At 50.6% G+C, this 26,113-nt stretch carries 20 protein-coding genes; 4 read left to right on the top strand and 16 right to left on the bottom strand.

What is annotated here, in order from left to right:
* Nucleotide 1: 1 nt before the first annotated feature.
* The 7 genes from ACFQRK_RS09870 to ACFQRK_RS09840 all read right to left on the bottom strand — a co-directional run bounded on the left by ACFQRK_RS09870 (nucleotide 2) and on the right by ACFQRK_RS09840 (nucleotide 11,958).
* Nucleotides 2-3,400, bottom strand: coding sequence for a TonB-dependent receptor (locus ACFQRK_RS09870; protein ID WP_379006055.1), 3,399 nt, complete (start codon nucleotides 3,398-3,400; stop codon nucleotides 2-4).
* Between the two features lie 238 nt (nucleotides 3,401-3,638).
* Nucleotides 3,639-4,778 carry a FecR family protein gene (locus ACFQRK_RS09865; RefSeq protein ID WP_379006052.1) on the bottom strand — a complete coding sequence of 380 codons (1,140 nt, stop codon included), beginning with the start codon at nucleotides 4,776-4,778 and terminating at the stop codon, nucleotides 3,639-3,641.
* A gap of 66 nt (nucleotides 4,779-4,844) precedes the next feature.
* Entirely contained in the window at nucleotides 4,845-5,438 is a 594-nt protein-coding gene (locus ACFQRK_RS09860) for an RNA polymerase sigma factor (protein WP_379006051.1), read from the bottom strand.
* 157 nt (nucleotides 5,439-5,595) lie between these two features.
* On the bottom strand, nucleotides 5,596-7,521 hold the full coding sequence (locus ACFQRK_RS09855) for an ATP-binding protein (protein WP_379006049.1): 1,926 nt from the start codon (nucleotides 7,519-7,521) through the stop codon (nucleotides 5,596-5,598).
* Nucleotides 7,522-7,580: 59 nt separating this feature from the next.
* On the bottom strand, nucleotides 7,581-9,752 hold the full coding sequence (locus ACFQRK_RS09850; protein WP_379006047.1) for a DUF4954 family protein: 2,172 nt from the start codon (nucleotides 9,750-9,752) through the stop codon (nucleotides 7,581-7,583).
* A 7-nt stretch (nucleotides 9,753-9,759) separates the two neighbouring features.
* Complete coding sequence (gene glmS / locus ACFQRK_RS09845; protein ID WP_379006045.1) at nucleotides 9,760-11,601, bottom strand: glutamine--fructose-6-phosphate transaminase (isomerizing); 1,842 nt, start codon at nucleotides 11,599-11,601, stop codon at nucleotides 9,760-9,762.
* Between the two features lie 135 nt (nucleotides 11,602-11,736).
* Nucleotides 11,737-11,958: an AAA family ATPase gene (locus ACFQRK_RS09840; RefSeq protein ID WP_379006976.1), complete on the bottom strand. Its 222-nt coding sequence runs from the start codon at nucleotides 11,956-11,958 to the stop codon at nucleotides 11,737-11,739.
* A 110-nt stretch (nucleotides 11,959-12,068) separates the two neighbouring features.
* Between ACFQRK_RS09840 and ACFQRK_RS09835 the strand changes: the two genes are divergently transcribed.
* The 3 genes from ACFQRK_RS09835 to ACFQRK_RS09825 all read left to right on the top strand — a co-directional run bounded on the left by ACFQRK_RS09835 (nucleotide 12,069) and on the right by ACFQRK_RS09825 (nucleotide 13,510).
* Nucleotides 12,069-12,356 carry a hypothetical protein gene (locus ACFQRK_RS09835; protein WP_379006044.1) on the top strand — a complete coding sequence of 96 codons (288 nt, stop codon included), beginning with the start codon at nucleotides 12,069-12,071 and terminating at the stop codon, nucleotides 12,354-12,356.
* Between the two features lie 125 nt (nucleotides 12,357-12,481).
* Nucleotides 12,482-12,667, top strand: a complete 186-nt coding sequence (locus tag ACFQRK_RS09830) for a hypothetical protein (protein ID WP_379006043.1) — start codon at nucleotides 12,482-12,484, stop codon at nucleotides 12,665-12,667.
* 66 nt (nucleotides 12,668-12,733) lie between these two features.
* Nucleotides 12,734-13,510: an OBAP family protein gene (locus tag ACFQRK_RS09825; protein WP_379006041.1), complete on the top strand. Its 777-nt coding sequence runs from the start codon at nucleotides 12,734-12,736 to the stop codon at nucleotides 13,508-13,510.
* 11 nt (nucleotides 13,511-13,521) lie between these two features.
* Here ACFQRK_RS09825 and ACFQRK_RS09820 read toward each other — a convergent pair whose 3' ends face one another.
* The 5 genes from ACFQRK_RS09820 to ACFQRK_RS09800 all read right to left on the bottom strand — a co-directional run bounded on the left by ACFQRK_RS09820 (nucleotide 13,522) and on the right by ACFQRK_RS09800 (nucleotide 22,109).
* A complete protein-coding gene (locus ACFQRK_RS09820) occupies nucleotides 13,522-14,019 on the bottom strand; it encodes a hypothetical protein (RefSeq protein WP_379006039.1) in 498 nt (165 codons plus the stop codon).
* Between the two features lie 18 nt (nucleotides 14,020-14,037).
* On the bottom strand, nucleotides 14,038-15,192 hold the full coding sequence (locus ACFQRK_RS09815; RefSeq protein ID WP_379006037.1) for a zinc-dependent alcohol dehydrogenase: 1,155 nt from the start codon (nucleotides 15,190-15,192) through the stop codon (nucleotides 14,038-14,040).
* A gap of 131 nt (nucleotides 15,193-15,323) precedes the next feature.
* On the bottom strand, nucleotides 15,324-15,719 hold the full coding sequence (locus ACFQRK_RS09810; protein WP_379006035.1) for a PleD family two-component system response regulator: 396 nt from the start codon (nucleotides 15,717-15,719) through the stop codon (nucleotides 15,324-15,326).
* A 9-nt stretch (nucleotides 15,720-15,728) separates the two neighbouring features.
* A complete protein-coding gene (locus ACFQRK_RS09805) occupies nucleotides 15,729-20,561 on the bottom strand; it encodes a chemotaxis protein CheB (RefSeq protein WP_379006033.1) in 4,833 nt (1,610 codons plus the stop codon).
* A gap of 21 nt (nucleotides 20,562-20,582) precedes the next feature.
* Nucleotides 20,583-22,109: a GAF domain-containing protein gene (locus ACFQRK_RS09800; RefSeq protein ID WP_379006031.1), complete on the bottom strand. Its 1,527-nt coding sequence runs from the start codon at nucleotides 22,107-22,109 to the stop codon at nucleotides 20,583-20,585.
* 226 nt (nucleotides 22,110-22,335) lie between these two features.
* On the opposite strand from ACFQRK_RS09800, the gene ACFQRK_RS09795 reads away from it, so the two are divergent.
* Nucleotides 22,336-22,830 carry a hypothetical protein gene (locus ACFQRK_RS09795; protein ID WP_379006028.1) on the top strand — a complete coding sequence of 165 codons (495 nt, stop codon included), beginning with the start codon at nucleotides 22,336-22,338 and terminating at the stop codon, nucleotides 22,828-22,830.
* A gap of 28 nt (nucleotides 22,831-22,858) precedes the next feature.
* Here the strand turns inward: ACFQRK_RS09795 and ACFQRK_RS09790 are convergent, their stop codons facing one another.
* Genes ACFQRK_RS09790 through ACFQRK_RS09775 form a run of 4 tightly spaced genes read right to left on the bottom strand, consistent with a single transcriptional unit; the run spans nucleotide 22,859 to nucleotide 26,098 of the window.
* The gene (locus tag ACFQRK_RS09790; RefSeq protein ID WP_379006025.1) at nucleotides 22,859-23,710 is read right to left on the bottom strand and encodes a sterol desaturase family protein; all 852 of its coding nucleotides are present in this window, start codon (nucleotides 23,708-23,710) and stop codon (nucleotides 22,859-22,861) included.
* Nucleotides 23,703-24,776: an NAD(P)H-dependent oxidoreductase gene (locus ACFQRK_RS09785; protein ID WP_379006023.1), complete on the bottom strand. Its 1,074-nt coding sequence runs from the start codon at nucleotides 24,774-24,776 to the stop codon at nucleotides 23,703-23,705. The genes ACFQRK_RS09790 and ACFQRK_RS09785 overlap by 8 nt, the downstream gene beginning before the upstream one ends.
* A gap of 10 nt (nucleotides 24,777-24,786) precedes the next feature.
* Nucleotides 24,787-25,500: a TIGR04283 family arsenosugar biosynthesis glycosyltransferase gene (locus tag ACFQRK_RS09780; protein WP_379006020.1), complete on the bottom strand. Its 714-nt coding sequence runs from the start codon at nucleotides 25,498-25,500 to the stop codon at nucleotides 24,787-24,789.
* The gene (locus ACFQRK_RS09775) at nucleotides 25,493-26,098 is read right to left on the bottom strand and encodes a TIGR04282 family arsenosugar biosynthesis glycosyltransferase (protein ID WP_379006017.1); all 606 of its coding nucleotides are present in this window, start codon (nucleotides 26,096-26,098) and stop codon (nucleotides 25,493-25,495) included. The genes ACFQRK_RS09780 and ACFQRK_RS09775 overlap by 8 nt, the downstream gene beginning before the upstream one ends.
* Nucleotides 26,099-26,113: the final 15 nt, after the last annotated feature.

The raw sequence follows: 26,113 nt of genomic DNA, 5'->3' as shown, positions 1-26,113 counted from the left end.
TTTATAACTGAAGAAACAACCCAAGGTTAAACACGCGCTGCACAGGATAGCCCAATCCATTGGCGGCCATTTCAACGTCCCATAATTTGAATTTGCTCCACGATAGCAGGTTGGTCCCATTAGCGTAAATGCGCAGGCTTTTCACCCGTATCCGTTCGGCAAGAGCCATCGGCAGCGTATACCCCACCTCGGCCTGCTTCAACCGCAAGAAACTCCCGTTTCGCTGAAACCACGTACTCCGCTGGATGTTGTTTTCCACGCGGGTTGCGCTCAACCTAGGCCAGAGTGCATACAAGTTACGGTTTGCTTCCGACCAATGGTCGTCGGCATACACCTGCAACAGCGCGTTATTGGAAAGTACGCTTCCGTCGCCGTCGTTATCAATGAAGGGCGCCGTCTCGGCCACCCCGATCCGAAAGGATTCCCGGGCCAACCCCTGGAAGAATATGCTGAAATCAAAATTCTTGACTCCCGCCGACAGGCCGAATCCATACACAATTTCCGGTACCGTTGGGTAACCGATCGGCACCATATCCAACTCCGAAATCTGCCCATCGCGGTTCACGTCGCGGTATTTGATATCTCCCGCCATGTATTCCCCAAAATTCTGCCGGGGCGAGTTGGCTACTTCGTAGTCGTCCACAAACAGACGTTCGGCAAGGTATCCCCACTCCTGGTTGATGGAATACCCCAGACGGGATTTCCACCACTCGTTGTACTCCGGTTCCTCATACACCTCGAAGGCACTGGTAGCGTACGTAAAATTGGCGCGGCTCTGGAGCCAGAAGCCATTGCCCAAACTCTCGGAATAATCGGCCGATACATCGATACCTTTCGCACTTGCCTCCCCCACGTTGGCCCGAACGGGAGCCGACAGCCCCATTGTGGTTGGGATGAAATCCCGCGCCATGAGAATGTTATACCGATGTTCGGTAAAGTAATCGGCTTGTATCTGCAATTTATCGAAAAGACCCAGCTCCAAGGCGACATTCATCTTTTTGGCGTTCTCCCAGGTAATGTCTGGATTCGCATAACGGGTAACCATCACCCCGGTACGGCCATACCCATTGTCCCGTCCAAACACGGCCCCTTCGGCTTCCATATTGACATTGGAGAGGTAAAAGAAACGATCTTCCGGTCTTCCAATGGCATCGTTACCAACCAGCCCATAGGTAGCCCGTAGCCGCATATTGGATACCACGGATTTGAGCGGCCCGAAAAATTGCTCATTGGATAAACTCCACGCCAGCCCAGCAGACGGGAAAAAGCCGAACCGATGGTTCCTGTCAAACCGCTCCGAGCCGTTGTATCCGAAGTTAAATTCGGCAAAATACCGGTTATCGTAAGAATAGGTAGCCCGACCCGATAAGCCCATGTTCCGATACGGTAGTGACAGTTGTAAGCTTCCCGCATTTGCAGAAAGCCGCTGTTGCATGATGTATACCAGCATGCCGCTGATGCCATGCTTTTCCTGAAAGGTACGGTTGTAGCTCAGTGCAGACTCCAAGTAGAATACCGAGCTCACTTCTTTGGGGCCCTCTGAATAGTCAAGGTATTCCGTTCCCTCGTTTTCGTTAAGGATCTCTGTTTCGAACTCACCGGTTCGGCGGTTATAATTAAAGCCTCCGTAATAAAAGGGATTGTATGCCCGGGACACGTCAAAATACGACGTCCGGTTGGTATTCATCAACGCCCTGAAGGCCAACCCTTCGGTCAGGAAGGAAAAATCCTGCTTCAGTTCCAACTGTGCCAATACATAAGAACGGGAGTAGTCTTTATATCCCTTCACCATCTCCGCATACGGATTCCGGTAGGGCCCTTCTGCATCGTTCCCGAACATGATGTGATTCAGGTAGCTTCGATCGGGCGGAGTAGGGTAATACGCCGGAAACTTGACCGGGTTGGACTGCATAACCATGTTGTACATCTGCCTTCCACCCGAAATCGGCCCGGTATAGTCATCAAAATTACCGTTCATCCGGATGATCATTTCTGTCGACTTCGTGATGTTGACGTTGACATTGGATCGTAAGTTGTAGCTGGTTAACTTAATGTTATTGTTGAAGTTATTCCGTTGGTCCACCTTCAACACCCCATGATCCTGGGTCATCGCTCCGGCGACATAGTACCGTGCTACGCTCCCGCCTCCTGAAATATTGAGGTTATACCGCTGGTTCATCGTATACTTTTTAAAAAGCGTTTCGCGCCAGTTATTGGCGGGGTAGTAATACGCATCCACACCTGCCTGCGTACGGTCTATTTTCTCCTGTGAGTACGGTCGATTGCCCAGAGGATCGCGGGTACTTACGGCCTCGTTATGCAAAACCATGTAGGTAATAGGGTCTGCCAGCTCCACATTCGTTGTCGGCATGGAAAAACTATTTTCCACCCGGAAATTGATCTTGGCCGGACCCTCAACCCCTTGTTTTGTCGTGATCAGGATTACGCCGTTTGCGCCCCTCGCCCCGTATAGTGCAGTTGCCGTGGCATCTTTCATGATGGAAAAGTTGGCGATATCGTCCACCTGTATGCGGGCCAGCTCGGTGGCGGTAACCTCGATGTTGTCAATCAGGATTAGAGGATCTACCTTATATCCGAATGTAGTGACGCCGCGGATAAAGAAATCGGCATTGTCCATACCGGGCTCACCGCTCCGCTGATAAGCAATCATTCCAGCCACGCGGCCAGCTAATGCCGTTGTCAGGTTGCTCGAAGGGACCTTCAAGTCCTTTGGTGACACGGAGGTGATCGAGCCGATCATGTCCGTACGCTTCACCGCATTCCCAAAAGCAGTCACCACGACTTCGTCCACAGCGGCGGCCGATTCGGTCAACTTCACATTGATAACCTGCTCTTTGTCGATTTTGAATTCCTGGGGTTGGAAGCCCACCATGGAAAAAACCACGGTCGCGCCGTTCGGAACCGTCAGAATATACCGTCCATTGTTATCGGTAGCGGTACCGATGCTGCTTTTGTCCTTCACGGTAATGGACACACCGCTTAATGCTCTTCCGGTGGAATCGGTTACTAGTCCCCTGACCTCGATATCCTGCAACATCACCTGAACAGGTTTGATCTTATCCATTCGAGCGAGAATAGGTGATGCTTTGAGCATCACCACCTTATCCTCAATCTGAAAGGTAATTCCGCGGTCGGCTGTAAATATTTTTTTCAGCGCATCTTCTATGGTTGCATTTTCCACAGCAATATCGACAGAGCGAAGGCGTCTGAGGTCTTTCTTCTTATAGAAAAAAGTATACGCACTTTGCTTTTCGATCAGGTTGATCACGGCTTCGATGTCCGTGTTTTGCACATCAATTGTAATCTGTTGACCCTTAACGGTACCAGCCCAAGCAAGCTGTAGGCAGCCAATTATCAAAAAGAAGGTCGTCAAATTCATAATGACGAAGGTTTTTATCGGTACAGTGTCAAGTACACCATTGCATTGTCCTGCATTATGCATAATTTTGTTTTGGTTTTCGTTTATCTTGGTTATCTGGTTATTCAGGTATAGCATCCAATGTCAGATATACCAGGTTACTTACCCTAACAACCGATGGTGTTCCCAGCACTGTCGGTTTGTTGGTTTGTTCCCTTATGTTGTGCGTTGAAATTAGTTATCCATATTCCCTCCTTCGTTATTTCGATAAAACCAATTTGTTATCCATTAGCTGAAAGGACATACCTGATGTTCGTCCCACAATTCTGAGTGCACTTTTAAGCGAGGCATTCCGCGGAATTTTCCCCGTGAATAAATCTTCTGTCGGCTTTATGTTATCATCGATTTCAATGTCATACCACCGGGCGAGTTTCTTCAAAATGGAGTAGATGTCCGCATCATTAAACACGAAATACCCTTCTTTCCACGCGGTAAATTCTTCGATATCCACCTCGTGCACATGCAGGCCCGTCTGAGTCAGCCTTGCTTGCTGACCGGGACGAAGCTTGCTTACCTTTTCATTTGCCAGACTGACGATCTTCACTGAGCCCTCAACCAACGTCGTTGCGGTCTCGTTTTCATCCGGATAAGCGGAAATGTTAAAAGCCGTACCCAACACAACGACCTCCTGCCCGGCAGCAAGCACCTTGAAAGGTCGCTTTTTATCTTTCGCCACCGCAAAATATCCTTCGCCTTCAATCTTCACAATACGTTCATCCGTCCCGAATTGCGACGGGTATTTGAGTACCGAGCTTGCGTTTAGCCAGACGTGCGTTCCGTCCGGTAGCGTGACCTGGTAAGTACCTCCTTTGGGCGTTGTGAGGGTGAGTGAACGGGGCCTACCATGCCGTTGTTCCCTCGTCTTCCTATTCCCCAGCTCGCGGAACACTGGACTTCCGTCGACATATGTTATCCCATCGCCTACAATAATACCCTGTTGCGCTTCATTCAGGTTTACCGTTTGGCCATCAGCCAGCGTTAGCATCGCTTTATTTCCCCCCGGCTTTACGTCCATCGCCGCCAGATTGCCTTGCTCACGATCATTCCCTCCCCCCAGTTGCCAAATGATGAAGCCAATGGAAATCGAAACAAGCAAGACAGCCGCCGTCAGGTAAACGCGTCTTGTACGCAGCCGTTTCCGAAGCAGATCGTGTCGGATATGGTCAGCCAGCCGGCCCCGGACTCTTTCACCGGCGGTCTTGATTTGTTGCTCATCCGGCACCGTATCCTGAGCTCGCAGGTACAAAAGGAAGGTCTTTTCCAAAAGGGCTATCTCCTCCGGTGTACAGGTTCCATTTTTGTACTTTTGAAAAAGTTCTTTGATCAATTCAGGATTCATCTCCTTGGTCTTCTACCCATACAGTACGATGACTCCAACAATTGTCCCGAAAAAAAGAAACTTTTTTTATAATCCTTGGTGAAAGACCTCCAGGATAGCGAGCATATAGACGCTCCCTCTCAATTTTGCCCGGATGTGTTGATTTGCCAGGCTTAATTGGTTACGAACCGTTTTTTCATTCAGTCCCAACTCTTCGGCAATTTCTTGATTGGAAAACTGGTGGATGCGACTTTTGATGAAAATTTCTCCCATATTCCCCGGAAGCTGCCCGGCAAGCGTTTCGATTACGGACTGGAGGTCCTGATAGCACACGGCGGTATCCGCACCGGCTGTTAACGTATTAACCGCCTGTGCCAATTGATTGAAAAGGTCTCTTTTTAATTTATTGCTAGCAACCAATTTGAAGAATTGGTACCGTACTGCTTTAAATAGATAACCCGATATGGACTGCGTGATCTGGAGCCGATCCTTCCCATCCCAAAGCGAAGCAAAGATGTCCTGCAAGATATCTTCAACTTGCATTTCGTCAGCGGTTAACTTGAAAGCAACGGCGTAAAGTATGGAATAGTACCGGTCGTACAGCTCATTAAATGCACGCACGTCACCCTGTGCCAAGGCCACAGCTAATTGTTCATCGGTATACTCACTATAGTTTTTCACACCTGTGCAAACGTTAACACAAATTAGGACACGAAGAAAACGAAGAAACAAGAAGTTCGAACGCCTTACTCAGATTTATAATCCCGGTAAAAGTAGAAGTAAAAAATCACAAATGCAACCTGTACCGACCTGTTGGGTACTGCACACCGTAGAGGCCCTACCGTGCCGATAACACAGCGGTTTCGGTTCCTGTGTTCTCGATGGGGGGTGGCGAAATCGGCAGACTGTAGTAAAAACTCGCCCCACCCTCCGGATTGTTGGCAGCCCATATGCGGCCGTTCATTTTCTCGATCATCTCGTGGCAGATAATCAAGGCCAAGCCGGAGCCAGCGCTAGCCGTCTCCGACCGCTCTTTGTCAAAAAGGCGAAGAAGCACGTTCTCGGGAATGCCCCCACCGGAATCCATGATCCGTACAATCGCCTGCCCCCCCGCCTGGTCTACCCTTGCCGTGACAACAATCTGTCCTCCCTCCGGTGTATGGCGGACGGCGTTATTGATAATGTTGCGGTTTACGAAAAGCAGCATTTCACTCTGTGCCAATACTTCAATCGATTCGGAGACGAAATCTATGGTCGCGATGCTTTTTTTATCGGCAATCGTACGGTTGTAATCGAGGGCTCCCAACATGTTATCTCTGAGGTTCACCACCGAAGGCGTATAGGCCAACCCGATCGTATTCAATTTCATCCAATGCACCAGGCCGTCCATTGCCTGTAAGCTTGTCTTTGCACTCAGGCCGATCTGGTCCAACACATAGTGACGTTGGGCTTCACTCATGTGCTCCACCATCCCCTCCTCATTCAGCATCAGAATGGATGATAGCGGTTGCCGTATATCGTGAGACATAATTGAAATCAGCTTCTGATGGAAGGCATCGTTATCCTCAAGCTGTTTATTTTTTGCTTCAAGCTGGTCGTTGCTGTCTTTCAGATAGCGGCCCAAGCGGCGTTGTTTGCGGTACTGCTGCAATACCAGTACGGTACTGACGACCGCCAGCAAGCAAATCACCACCAAGGACCCTGCCAACAGTCGGCGTGATCGCAACTTACTCTGTTCAGCCGCTAGTTCTTGTTCCTTAAGGGCCAGTTGCAGGTAATCCATACCTGCTTTTTGGTTTTCCAATTCTTTTGCTCTCGAAAGTTCCAACAACCGGCGACTGTATTCGGCGGCTTGGGGAGGCACGGGCTGAATACGAGCCAGGGTTTCGTAGGCTTGTCCCATGGTCTGGAAATGCAGCCCTTCATAACCCGTGGCTTCGGCCAGATTGATGGCCAGATCGAAGTAGTGTAATGCGCTGTCGACAGAAACGGGTAGGTACATGTTAGCCAGCTCCATAGAGGCCAACGCAGTAAAATACTCGTATCCGTACTTTTTCGTCTCCTCGATAATAACGTACTGATCTGGAATAACCTGATCCGGAGGTGTGCCGCTGCGAAACCGCGTAACGTTTCGTGTCATCCGGGCAGCCATCAAAAAACGTCCATTGCCCTGTTTTTGGGCCAACTGTTCGGCTTCATTCAATAACGGTATTACATCGGGTGGGTCCGGAGTGAACGATTGGGCCATGGCCAGGTTGATAAGCACCAATGGCTTGATCGAGTCTTGCACCAGATTGGTACTGAGCTCGTATGCTTTTCGATATTGTGCCAGCGCCTGATCCAATTTGCCCTCGTAACTAAGCAGCACACCGATGTTCATCGTCACCTCGCAGATCTTTGGTCGGTTTTTCAATCGCTGAAAGAGCATCAGCGATTCATTTATATACTTATAGGCAAGGTAGGGGTTGGCCTTCTCTATGTAATAAAACGCCAGCACATTCAACGCTTCCGCTTGCCCGGCTTTGTCATTGATCCGCTTCGCAAGATCCAGAGCACGCGCGCCGAAATAGTAGCACGAATCGAGCGACCGATTGGTATATAGCATTCCGAGACGTGCATAAACCGCTACCCGCTCGGTGCTGTCACGAACCGCGGGAATGCGTGCTTTCAAATCCGTAATGTCTTTGATCTGCGCCGCTAAGGGCGCGATTCCGACTACGATCATAGGCACAATGTACACCAGCTTGCGTACGAGTTGGATCATTTCAACAACAAAAGTACACAATGCAAACGTCTAACCGAAACATCTGTTTTTCAGCAGCATCAACGCATGCATTCCGCGTACTGTTTGTGCGCTTCCTCTTGTTGCCGTATGAAGGAATTGTCTTCCAGCCGTCCAACCACCGCGTCCCGCTCTTCCTCATTTTCATACACCATCAGGCGAAACGGATTTTGATAATCCTTGGCACGTGTCTTATAGATTTCCCGGCAGATCCATTGCCTGGTGACCACACTTTCGGACACACAGCCGTCGAGGTAAGCCGGTGTGAGCGCCGATTTTTCCAGGTTGTTGATCTCCAAAAGGGTTGCAAGCGCATGTTCAAACTTATGCCTCGGATATTGGCTACTCAGCAGATGGTACTGTTGGTGGATGGCCTCCCATTCGGTAAGCTCTCCCAAACGGATGCGGTTCAGCAGGTCGTCCAAATCCGGCTTGCGGATAAGCTGGCCGCCTACATTTTCAAACGCTGCCCGCGCCAACGGACGGTCCGCGTTCAGGTAATCCGTTTGTAGCTCAGCAAACGAATGCGTATCGAAATATTCCTTAAGTTGGGTGGCAGCGTAATAAGCGATGATACGTCGGTAGGTTTCGTAGCCTTCCCGTACCTTGATAAGCACCACTTTCCGCTTGGAATTCTCCACATTATCCAAGAGGATTTCCTTATGGCGAAGGTCAATCGATGCATCCGCGAGGATGGCTTTGCCCTTGGCCGCCCATTCGGCCGTACCACCCATCTCCGGGTGATAGGCTTTCCCTACGGCGATCTCGATTTCGCGTAACGCCACAAAGGCCTCATTCACCGTGTCGGGCGCCAGCACATCATACTCAAAATGCTGGTTTTTCAACGAACGCCGGTCGCGGCTGATGAATTTGGCGTTGTTGCGCATGAGCGCATACATATTGTATAGAAACCAATAAGCAGGGAGAATCACGATGCGATCATTGGCCACATCGTGGCTCACCATGGTAAAAGGCATGCGGATGTCCAGTTCATGAAGGAAATCGCCTTTTACGATGAGCGTATATGATGCAAAGCGCGAGTTATGCTTGAGGCTCACGCAGAGCCCGGGCCAGAAGCCCCGGCCGGCAATGATTTCTCCGTCCGCACCACGCGAATTGTGGTTGGATCCTACCGTGGCCCCCGCGGCCATGTTGCTCTGTCCCATCACCAGCGATGCGCAGAGGAAGGAGTTGTTGTGGTGCTGTTCGTGTGCGGGAAAGATGAGTGAGTTGAGTACCTCACAGCAGGAGATCGTGCTGTTATCCGCCAGGAACGAGTTGATCAGCCGCGCGCCATATTTAAGCTGCGAAAACGCGCACAGGATAAAGCGCACTGCCTTTACGCCATAGAAAATGCGGCAGCCATGGCCAATAATTCCATTTACCAGTTCGCATCCCTCCCCGATCTGGGTATAAGCCTCTGCGATGGAATTGACCGTTACGTTCTTGAGCTTATTCACCCCCTTGATGTACGCATCGGTACCGATTTTGACATCTTTGATGGTATGTGAATTCTTGATAACCGTACGGTGGGATACCACGCTGTAATAGCCCCTGCGGGAATCGAACCGCCGGAACGTAATCTCGCGGAAGCGCGACTGCAGCAGTCGGTCGTGCCGTTGGCGTGTCCAGAGGTACACGTCGGAGGCCTGCATGCCTTCAAACGGCAGTACCGCACGGCCGCCGTTTTCGTTACAGAGTTCCAGCTGGATAAGGCTGCTTTCCGCATCGCCGTCTTTCAGGATACCATTGCCAAACTTGGCGTTGCTGCTCGTCTCCATCTCGTTGATATTGAACAGCATTACCTCATCCCCCAGAATGAAGTGCGCCATATAGCGTACATTGTGGATGGCGTTGTACCCGCCGACGTCGCTGCTTACGATGACACTGTTGTAGATCCCGATCGGCAGATGCAGATCGCGGAAATCGAGAAAACTTTCCTCCATATCGCCGATGCGTACCCGCCCATAGAATGTGGATTGCTGTACCTGGTCGGGCAGGAACCGGTCCGTTACCCATACTTCTCCCCAGTTGGGCGCATAGTTGCCGTTGCGGTTCAATATCACAATTTCATCTTCGCGGAGCTGCCGATACGCATACGCTGTCAATTGCTGTTGGTCTCTGAAATGATACTCATCGGCCCCTTTTGGGAGGTATTCCTCGGGAATGAAACCGTACCCCAGCGTATTCAGTGGTTTCCGTTTTGGCGTCATGGGCTCGCTACTCTACGGTTACCGATTTAGCCAGATTGCGGGGCTTATCTACATCGAGCCCGCGCTCCACGCCGATGTAATACGCCAGCAGTTGCAGCGGGACAACCGATAGTAGCGGAGCCACGATTTCGTGTGCCTGCGGCACCACCATCACCGCCTTTGCCAGATCGTTTACCGTTTCGTCACCTTCAGAAACGACCGCCACCACGTTGCCTTTCCGCGCGTTAATTTCCTGGATATTGCTCACGATCTTTTCGTGGTATACGTCTTTCGTGGCCACGAATACCACCGGAAGCTCTTCATCGACCAGTGCAATGGGCCCGTGTTTCATTTCAGCCGCCGGATAACCCTCAGCATGGATATAGGTAATTTCCTTGAGTTTCAGGGCACCTTCCAATGCGATGGGAAAGTTGTATCCGCGACCCAGATATAGGAAGTTATCTGCATCCCGGTACGCATGGGCAATGGCCTGGATGGCCTCCACCTGATTGTTAAGAATCCACTCCACCTTAGCGGGAATCGCCTCCAGTTCGTGCAGCAGGTGCTGAAAAAGCGTATCGTCGATGGTTCCCCGCATTTGAGCCAGCTTCAACGCAAATAGCTGCAACACGGCCACCTGTGCAGTGAACGCCTTGGTACTGGCTACGCCGATTTCCGGCCCAGCGTGGGTATAGGCCCCCGCATCCGTGATCCGCGCGATGGATGAACCTACCACGTTCACGATGCCAAAAATAGTTGCTCCCTGTTTCTTGGCATTTTCCAGGGCTACGAGCGTATCCGCCGTTTCGCCACTTTGGGATATCGCAATAATCACGTCCTGGGACGATATGATGGGGTTTCGATAGCGAAATTCAGACGCGTATTCCACCTCCACATTGAGACGGCACAGTTCTTCTATGAGGTATTCACCGATGAGTCCGGCATGCCAGCTGGTGCCGCATGCAACGATGACGATGCGGTGAGCGTTGCGGAGTTTGTCTTCGATTCTATCCAGTCCACTCAGCGTAATATAGCCCCGTTCAGCATTGAGCCGGCCGCGCAACGAATCAAGGATGGTCTTCGGCTGCTCGTAGATTTCCTTGAGCATGAAGTGTTCAAAGTTACCTTTCTCGATGGCCGCCAGTTCAAGGTCAAGCTTCTGCACGAAGGGCGTAATGCGCTCGTTGCCGAGATTTTTGAGGATAAGCTCGTCCGGCCTGACGATAGCCAGTTCGTAATCGTTGATATAAACCACTTCTTTCGTGTAGGCCAGCATGGGTGAAGCATCGGATCCCAGGAAATGTTCACCCTTGCCCACACCGATCACCAGCGGACTTCCTTTCCGCGCCGCAATGATCGTATCGGGGTACTCGGTATCGATCAGCAGGATCACGTAGGCGCCGGTGACCCGCTTGAGCGCCACGCGAACCGCTTCTTCCAACGAGCATTCGTTGTTCCGCTTGATGTCTTCGATGAAGTTAAGCAACACCTCCGAGTCGGTGTCGCTGTTGAATACATAGCCTTTGCCGGTCAGTTCGTCTTTGAGCTGGGCATAGTTTTCGATGATGCCGTTATGGATCATCGCAATCTCGCCCGATGCCGAGTAATGGGGGTGGGCATTGCGATCCGACGGCTCTCCATGGGTTGCCCATCGGGTATGGCCGATGCCCGTCGTCGCGGCAACCGGATGATCTCCCGCATAGGCCTCGAGCGCAGCCACCTTGCCCTGCTTTTTGTAAACAGCAAGGTGATTTCCCAAATGCAATGCAACCCCGGCGCTGTCATAGCCGCGGTATTCCAATTTTTTCAATCCGTCTATCAGTATCGGATACGCTTGTTTTTGGCCGGTATAACCTACAATTCCACACATAGTTTTTCGATATTAATTTCTGGTAGACGCCGACAAAAATAGCATTTTTAGCATTAATCAATCGATTGTTTTAATTTTTTTCAAGGTAGAGATACCGATCCGCCTGATCCGGCTTTTTCCTTTCGCGATGCCTGACTACATTAAAGCAAAAACTCTTCGATGTTTTGGGGAGTAAGTATGTGGGTTTCCGTGTCGGGGTAGGCGTCCAAAAGCAGAAGATCCAGTAGCGATGACTTTCACATCGGGAATCTGGTCCACAATGAGTTTGATACACAGACCGATATTCTCGATGCGTTGAGCTTCGTCGATTACCAAAGTTTTAGCTGCTCCGATATACCTCTTAAGTAAACTCCGCATCATCACCGTTCCACTCCAGAACCCGTTGCCTAAACTCAGGCGTTTAAGATTTCTTAGCGATCGCCCAAAATGACTGGACCGCTGATTTTCCCACGATTGATTTGCCCTATTTGAAACGGGTCTATGGTTTGTACGACCGAAGGGATTTGGTGCAAAACATACACCTTCCTGACGAAGGGCACGACTACAGCCCCACTAAACGTCAAGCCCTATATGCCTTTGTCGCCGAACATTTTTCATTGGAAACCAAATCCTTGAAAGACCCCACGGGCCGCTTTTCGGAGGCAAGCTGTGTGGTGGAAGACGAAGCGAAGCTGTATACATTTGGGATGGACCGCCACAAACTGCCTGCTAACGCCCTGAACGGCTTCATCCAGCTGCAACAAGCGCTTCGTTGAAGGTGCAGTGATTGTTTTGATTCAGTTCGCGGCCTGGGTATACTTGGGAAAGGTTTCACGAACGTGTCAGATAGGCACAGATATTGCGTCGGATATCTTAGTAACTTACGTTAAACACCAAGCATATGAATGTAAAACGGATATTTGGCACCATCCTTACCATTCTGGGGATTGGCGGATTGATTTATACCGGCGCCATGGTCATGCAGCAAAGCGGACAAACACGTGATTTAATCGTCGTTGGCATTATCGGCCTGATATTCTTTATATCGGGAATCTCACTCATTCGCAACACAAAAGACAAAGAATAGACCGGAAAAAACAATCCGGCAAACGCTATGTTAGCACTTGGAAGAGATTTACTTAATCGATACGTCATGGCTAAACATAGCGGTATCCTGTGGATATTATTCGTTGCCGTAATCGGGTCGGCCGCCTGCGGTGGCCGGAATACCGACTCAAACGTAGAAGCGCCCGGCGACGAAAAACCAGCGAAAGACAAGCTCTTGGAAACCGGAGCAGACCTGTTACAGGATAAATCCCCGCTTAGGCATTTCAACGCCTACCTAAACGGCTTCCATTTTTACAACGGGAATATCCGGGCACAGATGGAGGCCCATCATTACGTCCACCAACTCAATGAAGACGTGTACCAGGCCATTATCTTCGACGGCAACGGGCCGGACGCCAAACTCATGGGCGTGGAATACATCATTACGGAACGGCTGTTCAAAACCCTTCCCGAAGAAGAAAAAAAACTTTGGCATTCGCACCATTACGAAGTGAAGTCCGGCTCGCTCATTGCGCCGGGTATCCCGGACATCGCCGAACACGAATTAATGGAGAAGCTGGTGTCTACCTACGGAAAAACCATTCATACATGGCATACCGACCAGCAGCGCACCCTGCCGCTCGGATCGCCCATGATTATGATGGGCTTTACCAAAGACGGGCAAATCCATCCCCAGCTCCTGACAGAACGGGACAAGCGGTTCAACGTCTCTACCGAAGAAAACAAGAAGGAACGGGAAGACATCCCCATGCCCACGGTTGATCCGATGGCCAATGCCTGGGAACGCGGCGAGCTACGGCAGTTTATTATTACGGAAAGAGTGGACAGTGCCCTGCATAAGCATCAGGGACCGGTCCATTAAGGCCATAGACGTCATCGCGAACCACGCTTTCTTATTATCAGGGCAGCTAAAACGCCTGCAACCAGTGCCGTGCCTACGACCATCCGGGTGACTACGCCTTTACGGTCGTGTTTCCATGCCGCCTTTCCGCCTTTTTCTGCGAAAACATTGGGTATATGCCCGCGACTAAGATCCGCCAAAACACCTTCGATCACATTGATCCGGTCGGCCAACAGCAACGGCAACCAATGGTTAAAACTCGACTCACTGTATTTGAATGCCCGCCGGCGTATGGCTCCGCTTAGCCCCGAGGGAGGAAGCGGTGTACCAAAAACGGCCGAAACCGAAGGTCGCTCATTGGAGTGGAGTATTTCCACGTTTTCCGGTTGTTTTGGCGGCCGCACCCAGTCAAGCCGGCGGTGATCATCGCCCGTATAATGCTTCATCGGGTACGTCGGTTCATTTTTTGGGTCGGCGTCGACGCCCCATCCTTTTATATGCGAATATGCATTTGATGCGTTAGGTTCCATAACGATGCGTTTACGATGTTAACTCCTTGCACTTGGTGGAATGAGTACAGTTTTAATGCAGTTGTCTAGCTTCGAGGAGAAGATGCGGTATGCATCGGCAACCTCCTCCAGTGGCATGCGGTGGGTGATCAACCCTTTGGGGTCAATGTAACCCTCCTGAACATGGCGGATCAGCCGGGGAAGCAGACGTTTGACCGACGCCTGGTTTGCGCGGATAGTAATGCCTTTGTTGACAACATTACCAATCGGCACGAGGTTCCCTGTCGGCCCATATACCCCCACAATGGACAGGATACCCCCCTTTTTTACCGAATTGATTGCCCAATGGAGTGCCGTAGCTGCCCCGGCTTGCAGCATCAATTTCTTCCCCGTGATTGTATGCAAGGCGCTTCCCGCCGCATCGGCCCCAACGGCGTCAATGCATACGTCGGCCCCCAGCCATCCGGTTTCTTTCTTCAAGAACAGCACCGGATCCTCCAGTGAGCGGAAGTTATACGCCTCGCACGGCGCATACTGGCGGGCAAACTCCAGCCGGTACTCGAGGTGGTCGATGACGATGACGCGCCCGGCGCCAAAAAGCCAGGCACACCTCGCCGCCATAATGCCTACGGGTCCGGCACCGAAAACCACGACCGTGTCACCGGTTTTGATACCTCCCATCTCGGCCGCCTGATACCCAGTGGGTACGACATCAGTGAGCATTACCGCATCATCCGGATCCATCTCGGCCGGGATCACCGTAGGCCCTACGTCTGCATACGGCACTCGCACATATTCCGCCTGCCCGCCGTCATACCCGCCCGCAGTGTGTGAATACCCGAATATCCCGCCCACGGCAGTCGCCTCCGGATTGGATTCATGGCAATTGCCATACAATTCTTGTTTACAGAATGCACACGTACCACACGCGATATTAAAGGGCACGATCACGTGATCACCCTTTTTAAGGCTGCGCACCGAGGGCCCCGTTTCTTCAACCACGCCGATAAACTCATGGCCAAACGTCGTCCCCACACGCGTGTCGGGAACCATTCCATGGTACAGATGCAAGTCCGAACCGCAAATGCAGGAGCGCGTCACGCGCACGATGGCATCATTGGGATGCAGGATTTCGGGATAGGGTTTGTGATCCACACGGACGCGGCGCGGACCGCGGTAATTCATTGCCAGCATAACCAGTTATTTAATGTCCAAATTCCAACCCAGGTCAACACCTCCACGAAGATGACAGACAGCTGTCCAAATTGTTGGCATAATTTGGAAATTAAATTCATGCTGCGACCGTCGGTTTCGGCAGCTACGAACTATTCCTGGGGCCGACCGCAGAACTTTGTCACGGTTTCATCTACAATCTGCTTCAATACCTCCACGTCAAAGGGTTTAGCAAGGAAAGTCTCCGCACCCGCCTTTTCGGCCAGTTGCTTAACATCACGGTTGGCCGAGAAATAAATGACCGGAATCCGCTTGAATGCGGAAGCTTTGAGTTGCTGTGTGGCTTCGATCCCTCCGACACTGGGAATCCAGTTGTCCATGATGATGATGTCCGGATTGAAAGCTTTTACCGTATCAACCACGTTGTCGCATTCCACAAAGGTGCGCACTTCCCAGCCGTCTTCGCTGAGTACGTAGTCACAGATGGCCAAAATATCCTCGTCATCGTCGAAAATGGCAATCTTTTTTGAGGGTGTTTCTGCTGTCAAAATATCTCCTTACTTTATGTGTTTTGTTCGATCATCCAACGGGAGCGAAAACCAAAAGGTGGACCCTTCGCCTTCTCGGCTTTCGAACCCGACCTCGCCCCCATGCCGCCGCACGATCTCGGCCGAAATGTACAGCCCAAGACCTAGCCCAGTGAAATACGAGGAGGTATCATGCACCCGGTAAAAACGGCCGAATAAGTGCTTTTTCTTATCTTCTGCAATGCCGATGCCGAAATCCTGTACCGAAATCCGCACATCGCGATCGGTTAACAAACAGGTGACATTTACTTCGTTGGCATCCGGCGAATATTTAATCGCATTGGAGAGGAAATTATGCACCACTTGCTCCAATCGCGAGCGGTCTCCCCAAGCAGGTATTGCTCGATCGCATGTAAAATTAATTTGATGCGTGTTGCACTGCAATTGAACTTCATTGACACTCTCCCGCAACATCTCATGCAGATCGAAGGCTGCGTAGTTCAACAGCATTTTGCCGGCTTGGATACGGGTTACATCCAGCAGTTCCTCAACCAGCGCAATGAGCTTGTCGGTTTGCTTGTTAGCTCGGTCAATAAAGGGTATGATTTTTTTCGATCCGTCGTCCGTGGGTTTAAGTTTTGAAAGAATCTGCAGGGATCCTTTTAGGCTCGTGATGGGTGTTTTTAATTCATGGCTGGCAATACTCATAAATTCGTCCTTGTTTGCCAGCAGTTCTTCTGTGGCCTGCCGGGCCTTCACCAAATCGGTCACGTCAAATCCAAACGACGCAACCCCGACCACGTGATCGTTATGATGGATCGGCGTATACACGATGTCAAACCAATAATCGCGCTCTTCGCCGGAATCGGGATTTCGATGCCGGAGATGCTGCGAGCTTAATGCCCGTTCCTTGCCCGTTTCAAAAACCTCAAGAGCTATTTTCGTGAGATACTCGAATTCTCCGTTTTGATATACCTCGGCGGTCGACTTGCCCAGGTAATCGCCTTGACCATGAAAATCCTTGAAAGCGCGGTTTACAAATTCATAAACCAAATCGGGTCCGCGCCGGATGGATATGATGGCAGGTGCATTGAGGAAAATCCCGTGAAACTCATCCTTCTGCATTTCGATGAGCGCTTGCAACTCGGTACGCCGCTTCTCGGCGGCTTTCTGCTTTGAGATATCGATGATGTAGGACACGTAGTTTTTGTCCTCCCCTTCCGTCAGGAGCGCCGAACCCATCAGCACGGAAATCGAATCGCCGTTTGCTTTTAAAAACTCGTTCTCGAAAGGTGGAACAATCCCTTGCTTATTAAGCGAGTCGATCGCTTTATCGCAACTGGTTCGAAAGGCATCGGTAGCCAGCTCATTCCATTTGATCCGGCCGGGCACGAAATCGTTCGGTGAAAAGTCTAACATGGTCAAAAAAGCCTGATTGGCTTCCGTGATCCGGCATTCGGTGTCCGAAAAGAACATGCCGATCATATTGGACTCAAACACCTTTGAAAATTTATTCTCGGTCGTATTCAATCGGCTTTCCGTTTCATTTAACCGCGTAATGTCAATGACCGAGCCTACCATGCGGTAGGGGGTGCCGAATTCGTCCATAAGGATATTGCCACGATCTAAAATAATGGCATACGTACCGTCGGCCTTTCGAAAACGATACTCCTGCGACCACTGCTTGGCGTAGTTGTTGATCGCTTCGTTGACGCTGTCTTCCACCCGCTGCCGATCGTCCGGATGGATATGTTCAAACCAAAACGAAATATCCCTACTCGCTTCAGTAAGATCATAGCCAAACATCGCCGCAAAATTGTCACTCCGCCACATGGTATTGCTAACGAGATTCCAATCCCAGATGGTGTCATTGGTAGCTTTTGCAACCAGGTTAAACCGCTCTTCGCTTTGCGCCAACGTATGGGTTCGTTCCATTACCTTCGCTTCGAGTTCCCGGTTTAACGCTCTTAACTGCTCACGGGTATCGATCAGCTCGTTGTAATTTTTCCGCAGCTTTTGCTCAGCAACTTTACGGGCCGTGACATCGTTAAAGCTGACTATAAAACCTTCCTGCATGCGAACCATATTGACCTGATACCACTTATTCCGGATAGAAAGCTCGCTCTGCAGCGGACGGCCATCCCGGATTACCCTTGCATAAACCTCATCGGTGGCAAGTGATGCAAGATCGGGAAAATCCGCGATAGATGGATGCGAACTCAGCTCGTCGGAAGATTGATTGACGAGCGCTGAGGCTGCCTTGTTGAAAGCGACACACCTGAAATCAGTTTTATACCCAGGTCCCGTGGCCGATCGGAAGGCCAAAATCGCAGAAGCGGTTGCATCGAAGACACCGGAAATCATGCTGTTAAGTTCCGTAATTACCGAAATATCGATAAATGAAATTACCACGCCATCGTGGATGCCACTCTTTTTTCTGTACGGCATGATGCGCATCAGGATGTGCGTTCCATTTTTTAACTGCACTTCCCTCTCGACAACCTGTCCATCGGCAAGCACGCTATGGATGCATTCGATCAGCGTGCTGTCCTGAATATTGCTGGATATGTGATTGATGGGCCTTCCGATATCCGAATCAATGAGATTGACCAGGGTAGTGGCCGCCGGATTGAATTTTCGAATGCGTAGGTTGCCGTCTACGAAAATCTGGCCGATATCTGTGCTTCTGAAGTAATTATCCAGATCGTCATTGAGTTCTTGCAGCTCGCGTATTTTCGCTTGGTGTTCAGCATTTAAGGTATGGAGTTCCTCGTTGAGCGACTGCAGTTCTTCGTTGCTGGATTGCAATTCTTCGTTGGCCGATAGCAGTTCTTCATTGCTGGATTGAAGTTCCTCGTTGATAGTCTCCATTTCTTCCATCACCGTTTGCAGGTTTGCCTTGGTCTCCGTCAGCTCCGCTTCGATTTCCATCACATATAATTGTTGGTTTTCGTCGAAGTCCTGATTCGAAAGGTTAGGCCCCTCCCGTGGTAGCTCCTCGTTGGTCAGTTCGCTGATCATCACCAGCGTGTAGCCATGCGTCGAGCCAACGGTAGGTGGGCGCACTGCCAATCGCACCAGCCATTCCGTTTGTTCTTTCACCAACTTTACCCGATGAAGATGCACGGTCTTGTCTGTCCGCCAAGCCTTTCGGATGGCCGTGCCCAATAAAATGGAAACGTCGCTGCTCACCATGTGAAGAATATTCAGCTCCGGTTTCTTTTCGGGAAGCTGCAGGTACCGCCTGAAATTACCGAGCGTTTCTTTGATTACGAAATCCTTGTCGATGAATAGACCGACGGCGCCGAACTCCTCGATCAGCAGTGTGGACAGCTCGTCAGCGATGGCTCGGCCGGGTCTCTCAGGCGCCAGCGTCCGGGCGGTCGCCCGGCCCGGTGCAGTGACGGCTGCGTAAGTATGCAAGACACCGTAGTTAATGACTGCCTTTTTCTGGTAGATACGCCACTTGGTACTGATTTCGCTCACACCGGCCTTGATGGAATTGGCATTCTCGCTGGGGCCCAGAAAAAGATAGCCGCCCATGTTCAACGAATAGTGGAAAGTAGCCAATACTTTCTGCTGCAGCAAGCTGTTCATGTATATCAGCATGTTGCGGCAGACTATCAGGTCATTTTTGATAAACGGCGGCGACTTAATCACGTCATGCCTCGCGAAAACAATCTGTTTGCGTATGCGCGCAATCACCGAATAGTGGTCGCGCTCTTTAAAGAAATACTTTCTAAGCAGATCTGCCGGCACCTCTTTGGCGATAGACAGGGGGTACCTATTCTGACCCGCAATGTCAATGCTTCCCTCGTCAACATCCGTGGCAAAGAGTTTCACCTGTAGCTTCCTGCCCGTTTTTTCAAGCAAATCGTCAATCAAAATGGCAATCGAGTAAGCCTCCTCCCCCGTGCTGCACGCACATATCCAAACCTTAAACGGATCACCATCACGCTTCTGGCCAATTGCCCGGCCAATGGCCTCGCTGGTCAGCACTTTAAAGGCCGGCCAATCCCGGAAAAATTTTGTCACACCGATGAGGAAATCCTTTGCCAACAGACCGATCTCTGTCGGCTTCTTTTGCAGGTATTCGACATAATCTTCCAAGGTGGTGATCGACTCGGCCGCCATTCGGCGGTAAATCCTACGCAGCAAGGTAGGAGTTTTGTATAAATTGAAGTCCAGGCCGCCGTGCTTTAACACCAGGCCAAACAATTGGTTCAGGGTATCGCCCTGCTGGCCTTCCGGCTGAAGCCGCGGTAACTGGATCTGTACAACGTAATTGGTTACTTCGCGAGGCATTTTAGCCGGCGGCAGGATCAAATCGGCGTTGCCGGAGGTAATCGCACTTTTGGGCATTCCATCAAATTTAGCGGTTTCCGGATCCTGTACAATCACCATTCCGCCGCCCTCTTTAATGGCTTCCGCGCCTTTTGTTCCATCGGTTCCTGTGCCCGATAGAATGATACCAATGGCTTTTTCACGCTTTTCGCGCGCCAGAGTAAACAGAAACGTATCGATGGCCGTGTTAGGCAGTTTGTCCTTCACCTTGTCGGCCAGCTTGAGCTTGTTGCCCTTTATGGTCATGAGTTTTTTGTTCGGGATGATGTATACCCGATCACGGAACAGTTCGAGGTCATGCGTGGCCTCTAAGACCTGCATATTCGTATGCTTGCCTACCAGTTCAACCAGCAGGCTTTTATGGTCGGGCGAGAGGTGCTGGATGACTACGAATGTAAAGCCGGTATTAGCCGGCATATGGTCGAAAAACTCATGGATAGCTTCCAGTCCGCCGGCCGATGCACCGATGGCGATGATAAAACGTGCTGGCAAGGGTTCTTTGTTATGCTTATTTTCCACGCTAAACTCCGTTATACCGTACTAAGATAGGGAATGAGGTGAATTTTTAACCCGAAATTCATTGATGAGATTCCGCAGGTTCGCTGCCAGTTCCAATTGTTCCTCCTGCCAGGGAATAGCCGTTTGACGTACGGTCTGAAGCCACAGGCCAAAAGAATGGCGGGGATGATACGTTTTTCCGTCCGCCTCGAACTGAATGGCCTCGTTAGGGTTTCCGACCCATTTGACGGTTTCTATCCGTTCAGGACGGAAGCAAATAAGAAACTCGCCATTTTCCGAGTTAATGGGAATCGCTAATATTCCACTGGCTGTTTCGGCATATGCGTCCGCTTCGTCAAATTCCCCGGCAAGATTATTAGTGTGATAAACCTGATTTGATACCCGGTTCTGCAGCCATAAGGTAAGGTCTTCGATAAAATGATGCGCCGGCACTTGGCCCAACGTCCGCTGCTGGCCGTTTAAAACGACGGCTGCTCCTTGCGCGCCGAATAGGTCGAGCACATGGGTGTTTTCTTGGTCAAGCAATATACTTGCGAGGTTTCCTTGCCTATAAAGCCGCTCGGTGAGCGTCGTAAATTTAAGGTGAAGTGCCGCTTTCAGCTCATAGGTATTTTGGTGAAGAACCGCCGCGATTTTGTTGGATATCACGGAAGAAAGCAATTCCAGCACGGAACACAATTCAAAGCTAACGTAATGAGGGCTGCGGTGATGACAGGCAATAAGCCCCCAAAGCTGATGTTCCCGGAGTATCCGGATGGACATCGACGCTTGCACATTCATGTTTTTCAAGTATTCCAGGTGAACGGCTGCAACACCACGTAAGTTGCAGTCGGAAAGATCAATAAACGCTTTGGTAACTGGATTGATGATCGGATAAAGCCGTACGGGCTTGTAATCCCGGTCCGGAATCAGTCGGTATGGGTTATTCAAATAAAGATTCCGGGCTTGCTTTGGGATGTCTGAAGCCGGAAACTTGTGACCCAGATAACTGTCCATTCCGGCTGCCTTTTCTTCGGCAATGACCGTTCCGTTCCAGTCGGCATCAAACTGATACATCATTACGCCATCAAAGCCCGACACCTTTTTTATTTCTTCTACGGTAAGCTGCGCAACTTCTTCCAGGGTCTTGGCTGACTCTACCGAAGCGATTATGTACTTAATCTCTTCGAATACGTCACTAAACGACCGTTCACCGTTTCCGTGGAGTTGTTCGAGCTCCAATAAATAATAAGCGGATTTGAGGTGCGTAATTGCGCGCATGCTATACCCGCCGATAGTGAGCTTTTGTGGAAGCTTGCTCGCATGCCGCACCTCGAACCGGTTAACCAGTTTTTCGACATCCTCGTCCGAGACATACCGCGAAAGCGGCTGGTTAACCACCTTGTTCACCGGTTGACCCAAGAGCTGCGCCACGTTTTCGCTGGCCTGGACAATGGTGAGATCCTGCTTATCGAGCACCAGTATATACCCGTAAGATTGAATAACATTAATTTGATTTAAAGGAACGCTGCCACAAAAATCTGAGTCGTAAGTCTTTCTTTTATCCATATTGTTTGATAATGCCGGAAAATAGGCAAACGTTTCTCCGGCAGCAATAACGGTTCGGTCGATGTCTGAGAGTTCCACGATGACTTGAAACGGTCTTCTCCTTCTGCACTTCCGATAACATATTGCCAAATATAACAATTTGCGCGCCACTTGGTTTTTGGATCAAACAATTCAGTTGCCACCCCTGTTGTTCTTGATACACTACGCACGAAAACAAATCAGTAACATGCAAGAAGCAATACGCAAGCAAATTGAGGTACATTTATCCAGTGAACAAGCATTTAAGGCATTTGTCAATGAACTGGCCTTGTGGTGGCCTAAGGAATACACATGGTCAAAAGACAAATTAGTTGAAATCAGTATCGACCCCGTACCGGGAGGGCACTGCACGGAAAAAGGTCCAAACGATTTCCGATGCGACTGGGGTACGGTTTCCGATGTAAAGCACGGCGAGTTTATCGCCATAAAATGGCAGATCAGCTCCATGCGTGTGCCCGAGCCGGACCCCGGCAAGGCGAGCCAAGTGTATATCAGCTTTCAGGTGGTCGGCGATGAACGGACGGCTATCCAACTCCGACACGACCACTTTGAAAACCATGGAGACGGCCATGAAACGTATCGCCAAGCGATGGACAGTGAAAAAGGCTGGGACTATCTTCTGGCATGCTTTACCAAACATGCGCGAAGCGGAAGCGGCCTTGCCGCTGAGGTGAAATCGTAAGAGCAACCACTGGTCGGCTCAACACACATCACCTTTTCAATCGATCTCTGTCTTCCTCCCGCGAAGAACCGTTGCCCGTATTTGGCCACGGGCGAATCTTCGTAAAGGGCAGCTTGAAGAGCCTGCCAATAGTCAGTTCATGCGCATCGGCATAAGAAGGCACTCCCGTTATGATCCGATCCTGATGCACATTCAAGCGGACCGTGCGATGTATTCGGTCCCAAATCGAAAAAATAATCGCGTAATTGCTGTCGGTTTCCCGCTTCACCATCGAATGGTGGATACCATGCATACGTGGGGTAACAACAAAGAAATTCAACATCCTTTCGAATTGGAACGGCATTTTTAAATTGCTGTGGTGAAATTGCGTAGCCGCCTCAAAGGCAATCTCATAAATCAATACCACTAACGGACCAGCGCCGATTAACACCACGGCTGCACCACGGAAAATAACCGATCCCACCAACTCGCCGAAATGAAACCGGAATGCCGTGGTGATATCCAGGTCGAGGTCGCAGTGATGTACCAGATGGAAGCGCCAAAGAACAGGCAGCTTATGGAGTAAAATGTGCCAGAGGTAATTGCTGTAGTCCAGCAGCAGAAAGGCGATGGCGCCTTCCGCAACGGGCGCTATAGTATACAGATAATTCAGTCCGAACTGCCACGATTGGTTTTTTACAGCCAGCCACACCATTACCGGAATCAGCATCAGCCGCAGCAGTAAAAATGCCGGTACCGACACAACAAAATTAATGATCACCCGCTTCCACCGGCCCTGTACCCTTTTGCGCAGCTGATACTTGCTTTCGAGTACAAAAAGCAGCCCGAAAAAGAGCGCCAACAAGGGCGCGCCGTAAGCATCGAAAATGGAGTTAATCATGGTGCCTTAGTTTCTCTCCCTCTCCTTTTTTGGTATGCCACGTGGCATCGTTGTTCAATCCGAGCGCGTGCTGTTTGCGAGGTGATGAGCCTTTCGGCGCTTTGCCCACCATCATGCGGACATACCGCAACCCGTCCTTTACATTTGCCCAGAAATGCCTCGGCGGCTTATAACCGAACGCCCTGTACGTATTGGGTGGCACTTTGCCCTTCTGCCAAACAAACTGTTCAAAGTCTCGTACCCAAGCGATGAATGATGTCATAAACTCGCTTTCGTGAATCATGTGCTCCGCCTGGTTGTCGCTGTATTTCTTCCCTTGGCCAGTGGTGCCGTATTTCCAGAGCTGATCGGGCACTTCTACACCGCCGTACCGGCATTGCCACACCAAGGGCGCATAAGCGTCGCGTTCGTTTGCATAAGGTTCCGCAGCCGGATCGAAATAGGCCTTGTGCTCCAGGATTTTCGGGCGTCCCGCTTCGTCCAGTTCGTCACCGCCTTCATCACCATAGCAAAAGAAGGCCGCCGTTCGCCCTTCCAGGTGATTCAGGCTCATGGCCTTCCACTGCGCGGTGTGCTCCAGCGCCATGGCTTTTTCCGGATTTTTGTGGTCAATGCTTTTTTCATCGGGATTGCCGCCATTCATGCACACCAATCGATCGAACATCAGTTTCAAGTTACTGCTGCAGCCGTACCAGTTGACCGGGCCGATAATGGCCCAGGCGTCGGCCATGTCCAACCGCGCATACAGATCCAGATCCCACATCAGGTCAGGCTCCTTGCGACTACCCTTCTGATAACAATTGCAGGGCCATACACACAACGCCATGGCCGTCGATACACAAGCATTGCAACTTTGTATCCTTGCTCTTGCATAGACGTTGCCCAGATCTTCGTAATCGATCTCCCATTCCTGGGGCAACATTTCCGCCATCTTCAGCATCAGCGCCCTGCTTTTGCTATCAACACCGGGGCAATTATATTGCCTTCTTTGCGAACCCGCTATAATCAACACGCGGAAAGGCCGCTGTGCGGTCGGTATTTTTGCATTTTTGTCGTTTGGCTTCATCGTTAGCAGATTAGCGAGTGTCCCGCAACCATTTCCTATGCAGCTTTAGCAAACGGGCCTGTGAAAACCCGAGGTAGTAGAATATCCACATGACGAAAAAAACACCTTGCAGCCGGTATATTCCAGTATCCAGGTATTTCCGCGCAGACGTGACAACACGGTCATTCAGCACGGCAAATCTTCCCTGTTTCTTTAAGCGGTGTATGATCTCCTGGTCTTCCATGATGTACAAATCTTCCCTGAATCTGCCTGCCTTTTCAAACACCGCCTTGGTTACAAACAGACTCTGATCGCCGAAGCGGAAGGCATTTAAATTAAACCGGGTAAACCAGGCATTCGCGTGCAGAAACCAATGGTCATGGTCAAAAGCAAGCCTGTAGCATCCACAGGTAACCCCTCGCAAATACGCCTCGCGGATTTTACGTGCGAAATCGACAGGAGGAACACTATCTGCATGAAGAAAGTAAAGCATTTCACCCGTTGCGCGGGCAGCACCCTGATTCATTTGGACTGCTCTGCCCTTCCGTTCGCTGTATACCACTATCGCGCCTGCGGCCGCTGCCAGGGCAGCCGTACCGTCCGTACTCCCGCCGTCTGCCACAATGATTTCCATAGCATGCTGCCCACCTGCCGCATGGAGGCAGCTGATGGTACGCACGATTCGGTCGGCTTCATTGAACGTCGGGATAATCACACTAACGATTGTAGATTGCCGATTATCCATGTTGGTTCATTTTTGCCAGCTGTGGCAAATCCTTCTTTTTATCCACATCATGCAACGTCGGCAAAAGCAGGTAACGGAGCCCATTGCCCCTGCAAATCGTCACGGTCTCTTCAAAAACGGCGGGAGTACTCCACGGAATATTATCGAACAACCCATGGTGTACCTGCTTCATTCCCAGCAGATAGTAACCGCCGTCATAGGCCGGACCAATAACCACGTCGTGTTGATGAAGCGCCTCGAATGCCGCCGTCAGTGTACGTTCGCCCACGGCCGGGCAGTCCGTGCCGATCATAACCGCCTTTTCATAGCCCTGGCCAAACACGTTCGCAAATGCATTTTTCATTCGCGCTCCCAAATCACCCTCACATTGCGTAGCCCTTGCGAAACCCAACCCTATTTCGTCATCAGACGCAGGCTCGTCGGAATAAAAGATGACTTTATCGGACGAAACCTTCCCCGCCACATCCAACGTATGCCGCAACAGACGTCGGTAAATTTCCAGCGCCGCCGCGGCACCGATAGCAGCTGCCAAACGTGTTTTCACCTTGCCATAAACCGGAGTTTTGGCTAATACGATCAAAATATCCGTCCGCATCATACCTGTAACAATGTG

Source organism: Parapedobacter sp. GCM10030251 (assembly GCF_042666505.1).
Lineage (GTDB): Bacteria > Bacteroidota > Bacteroidia > Sphingobacteriales > Sphingobacteriaceae > Parapedobacter.
The sequence above is the reverse complement of the archived record's forward strand: the minus strand, read 5'-3'. Positions and strand labels throughout refer to the sequence as shown.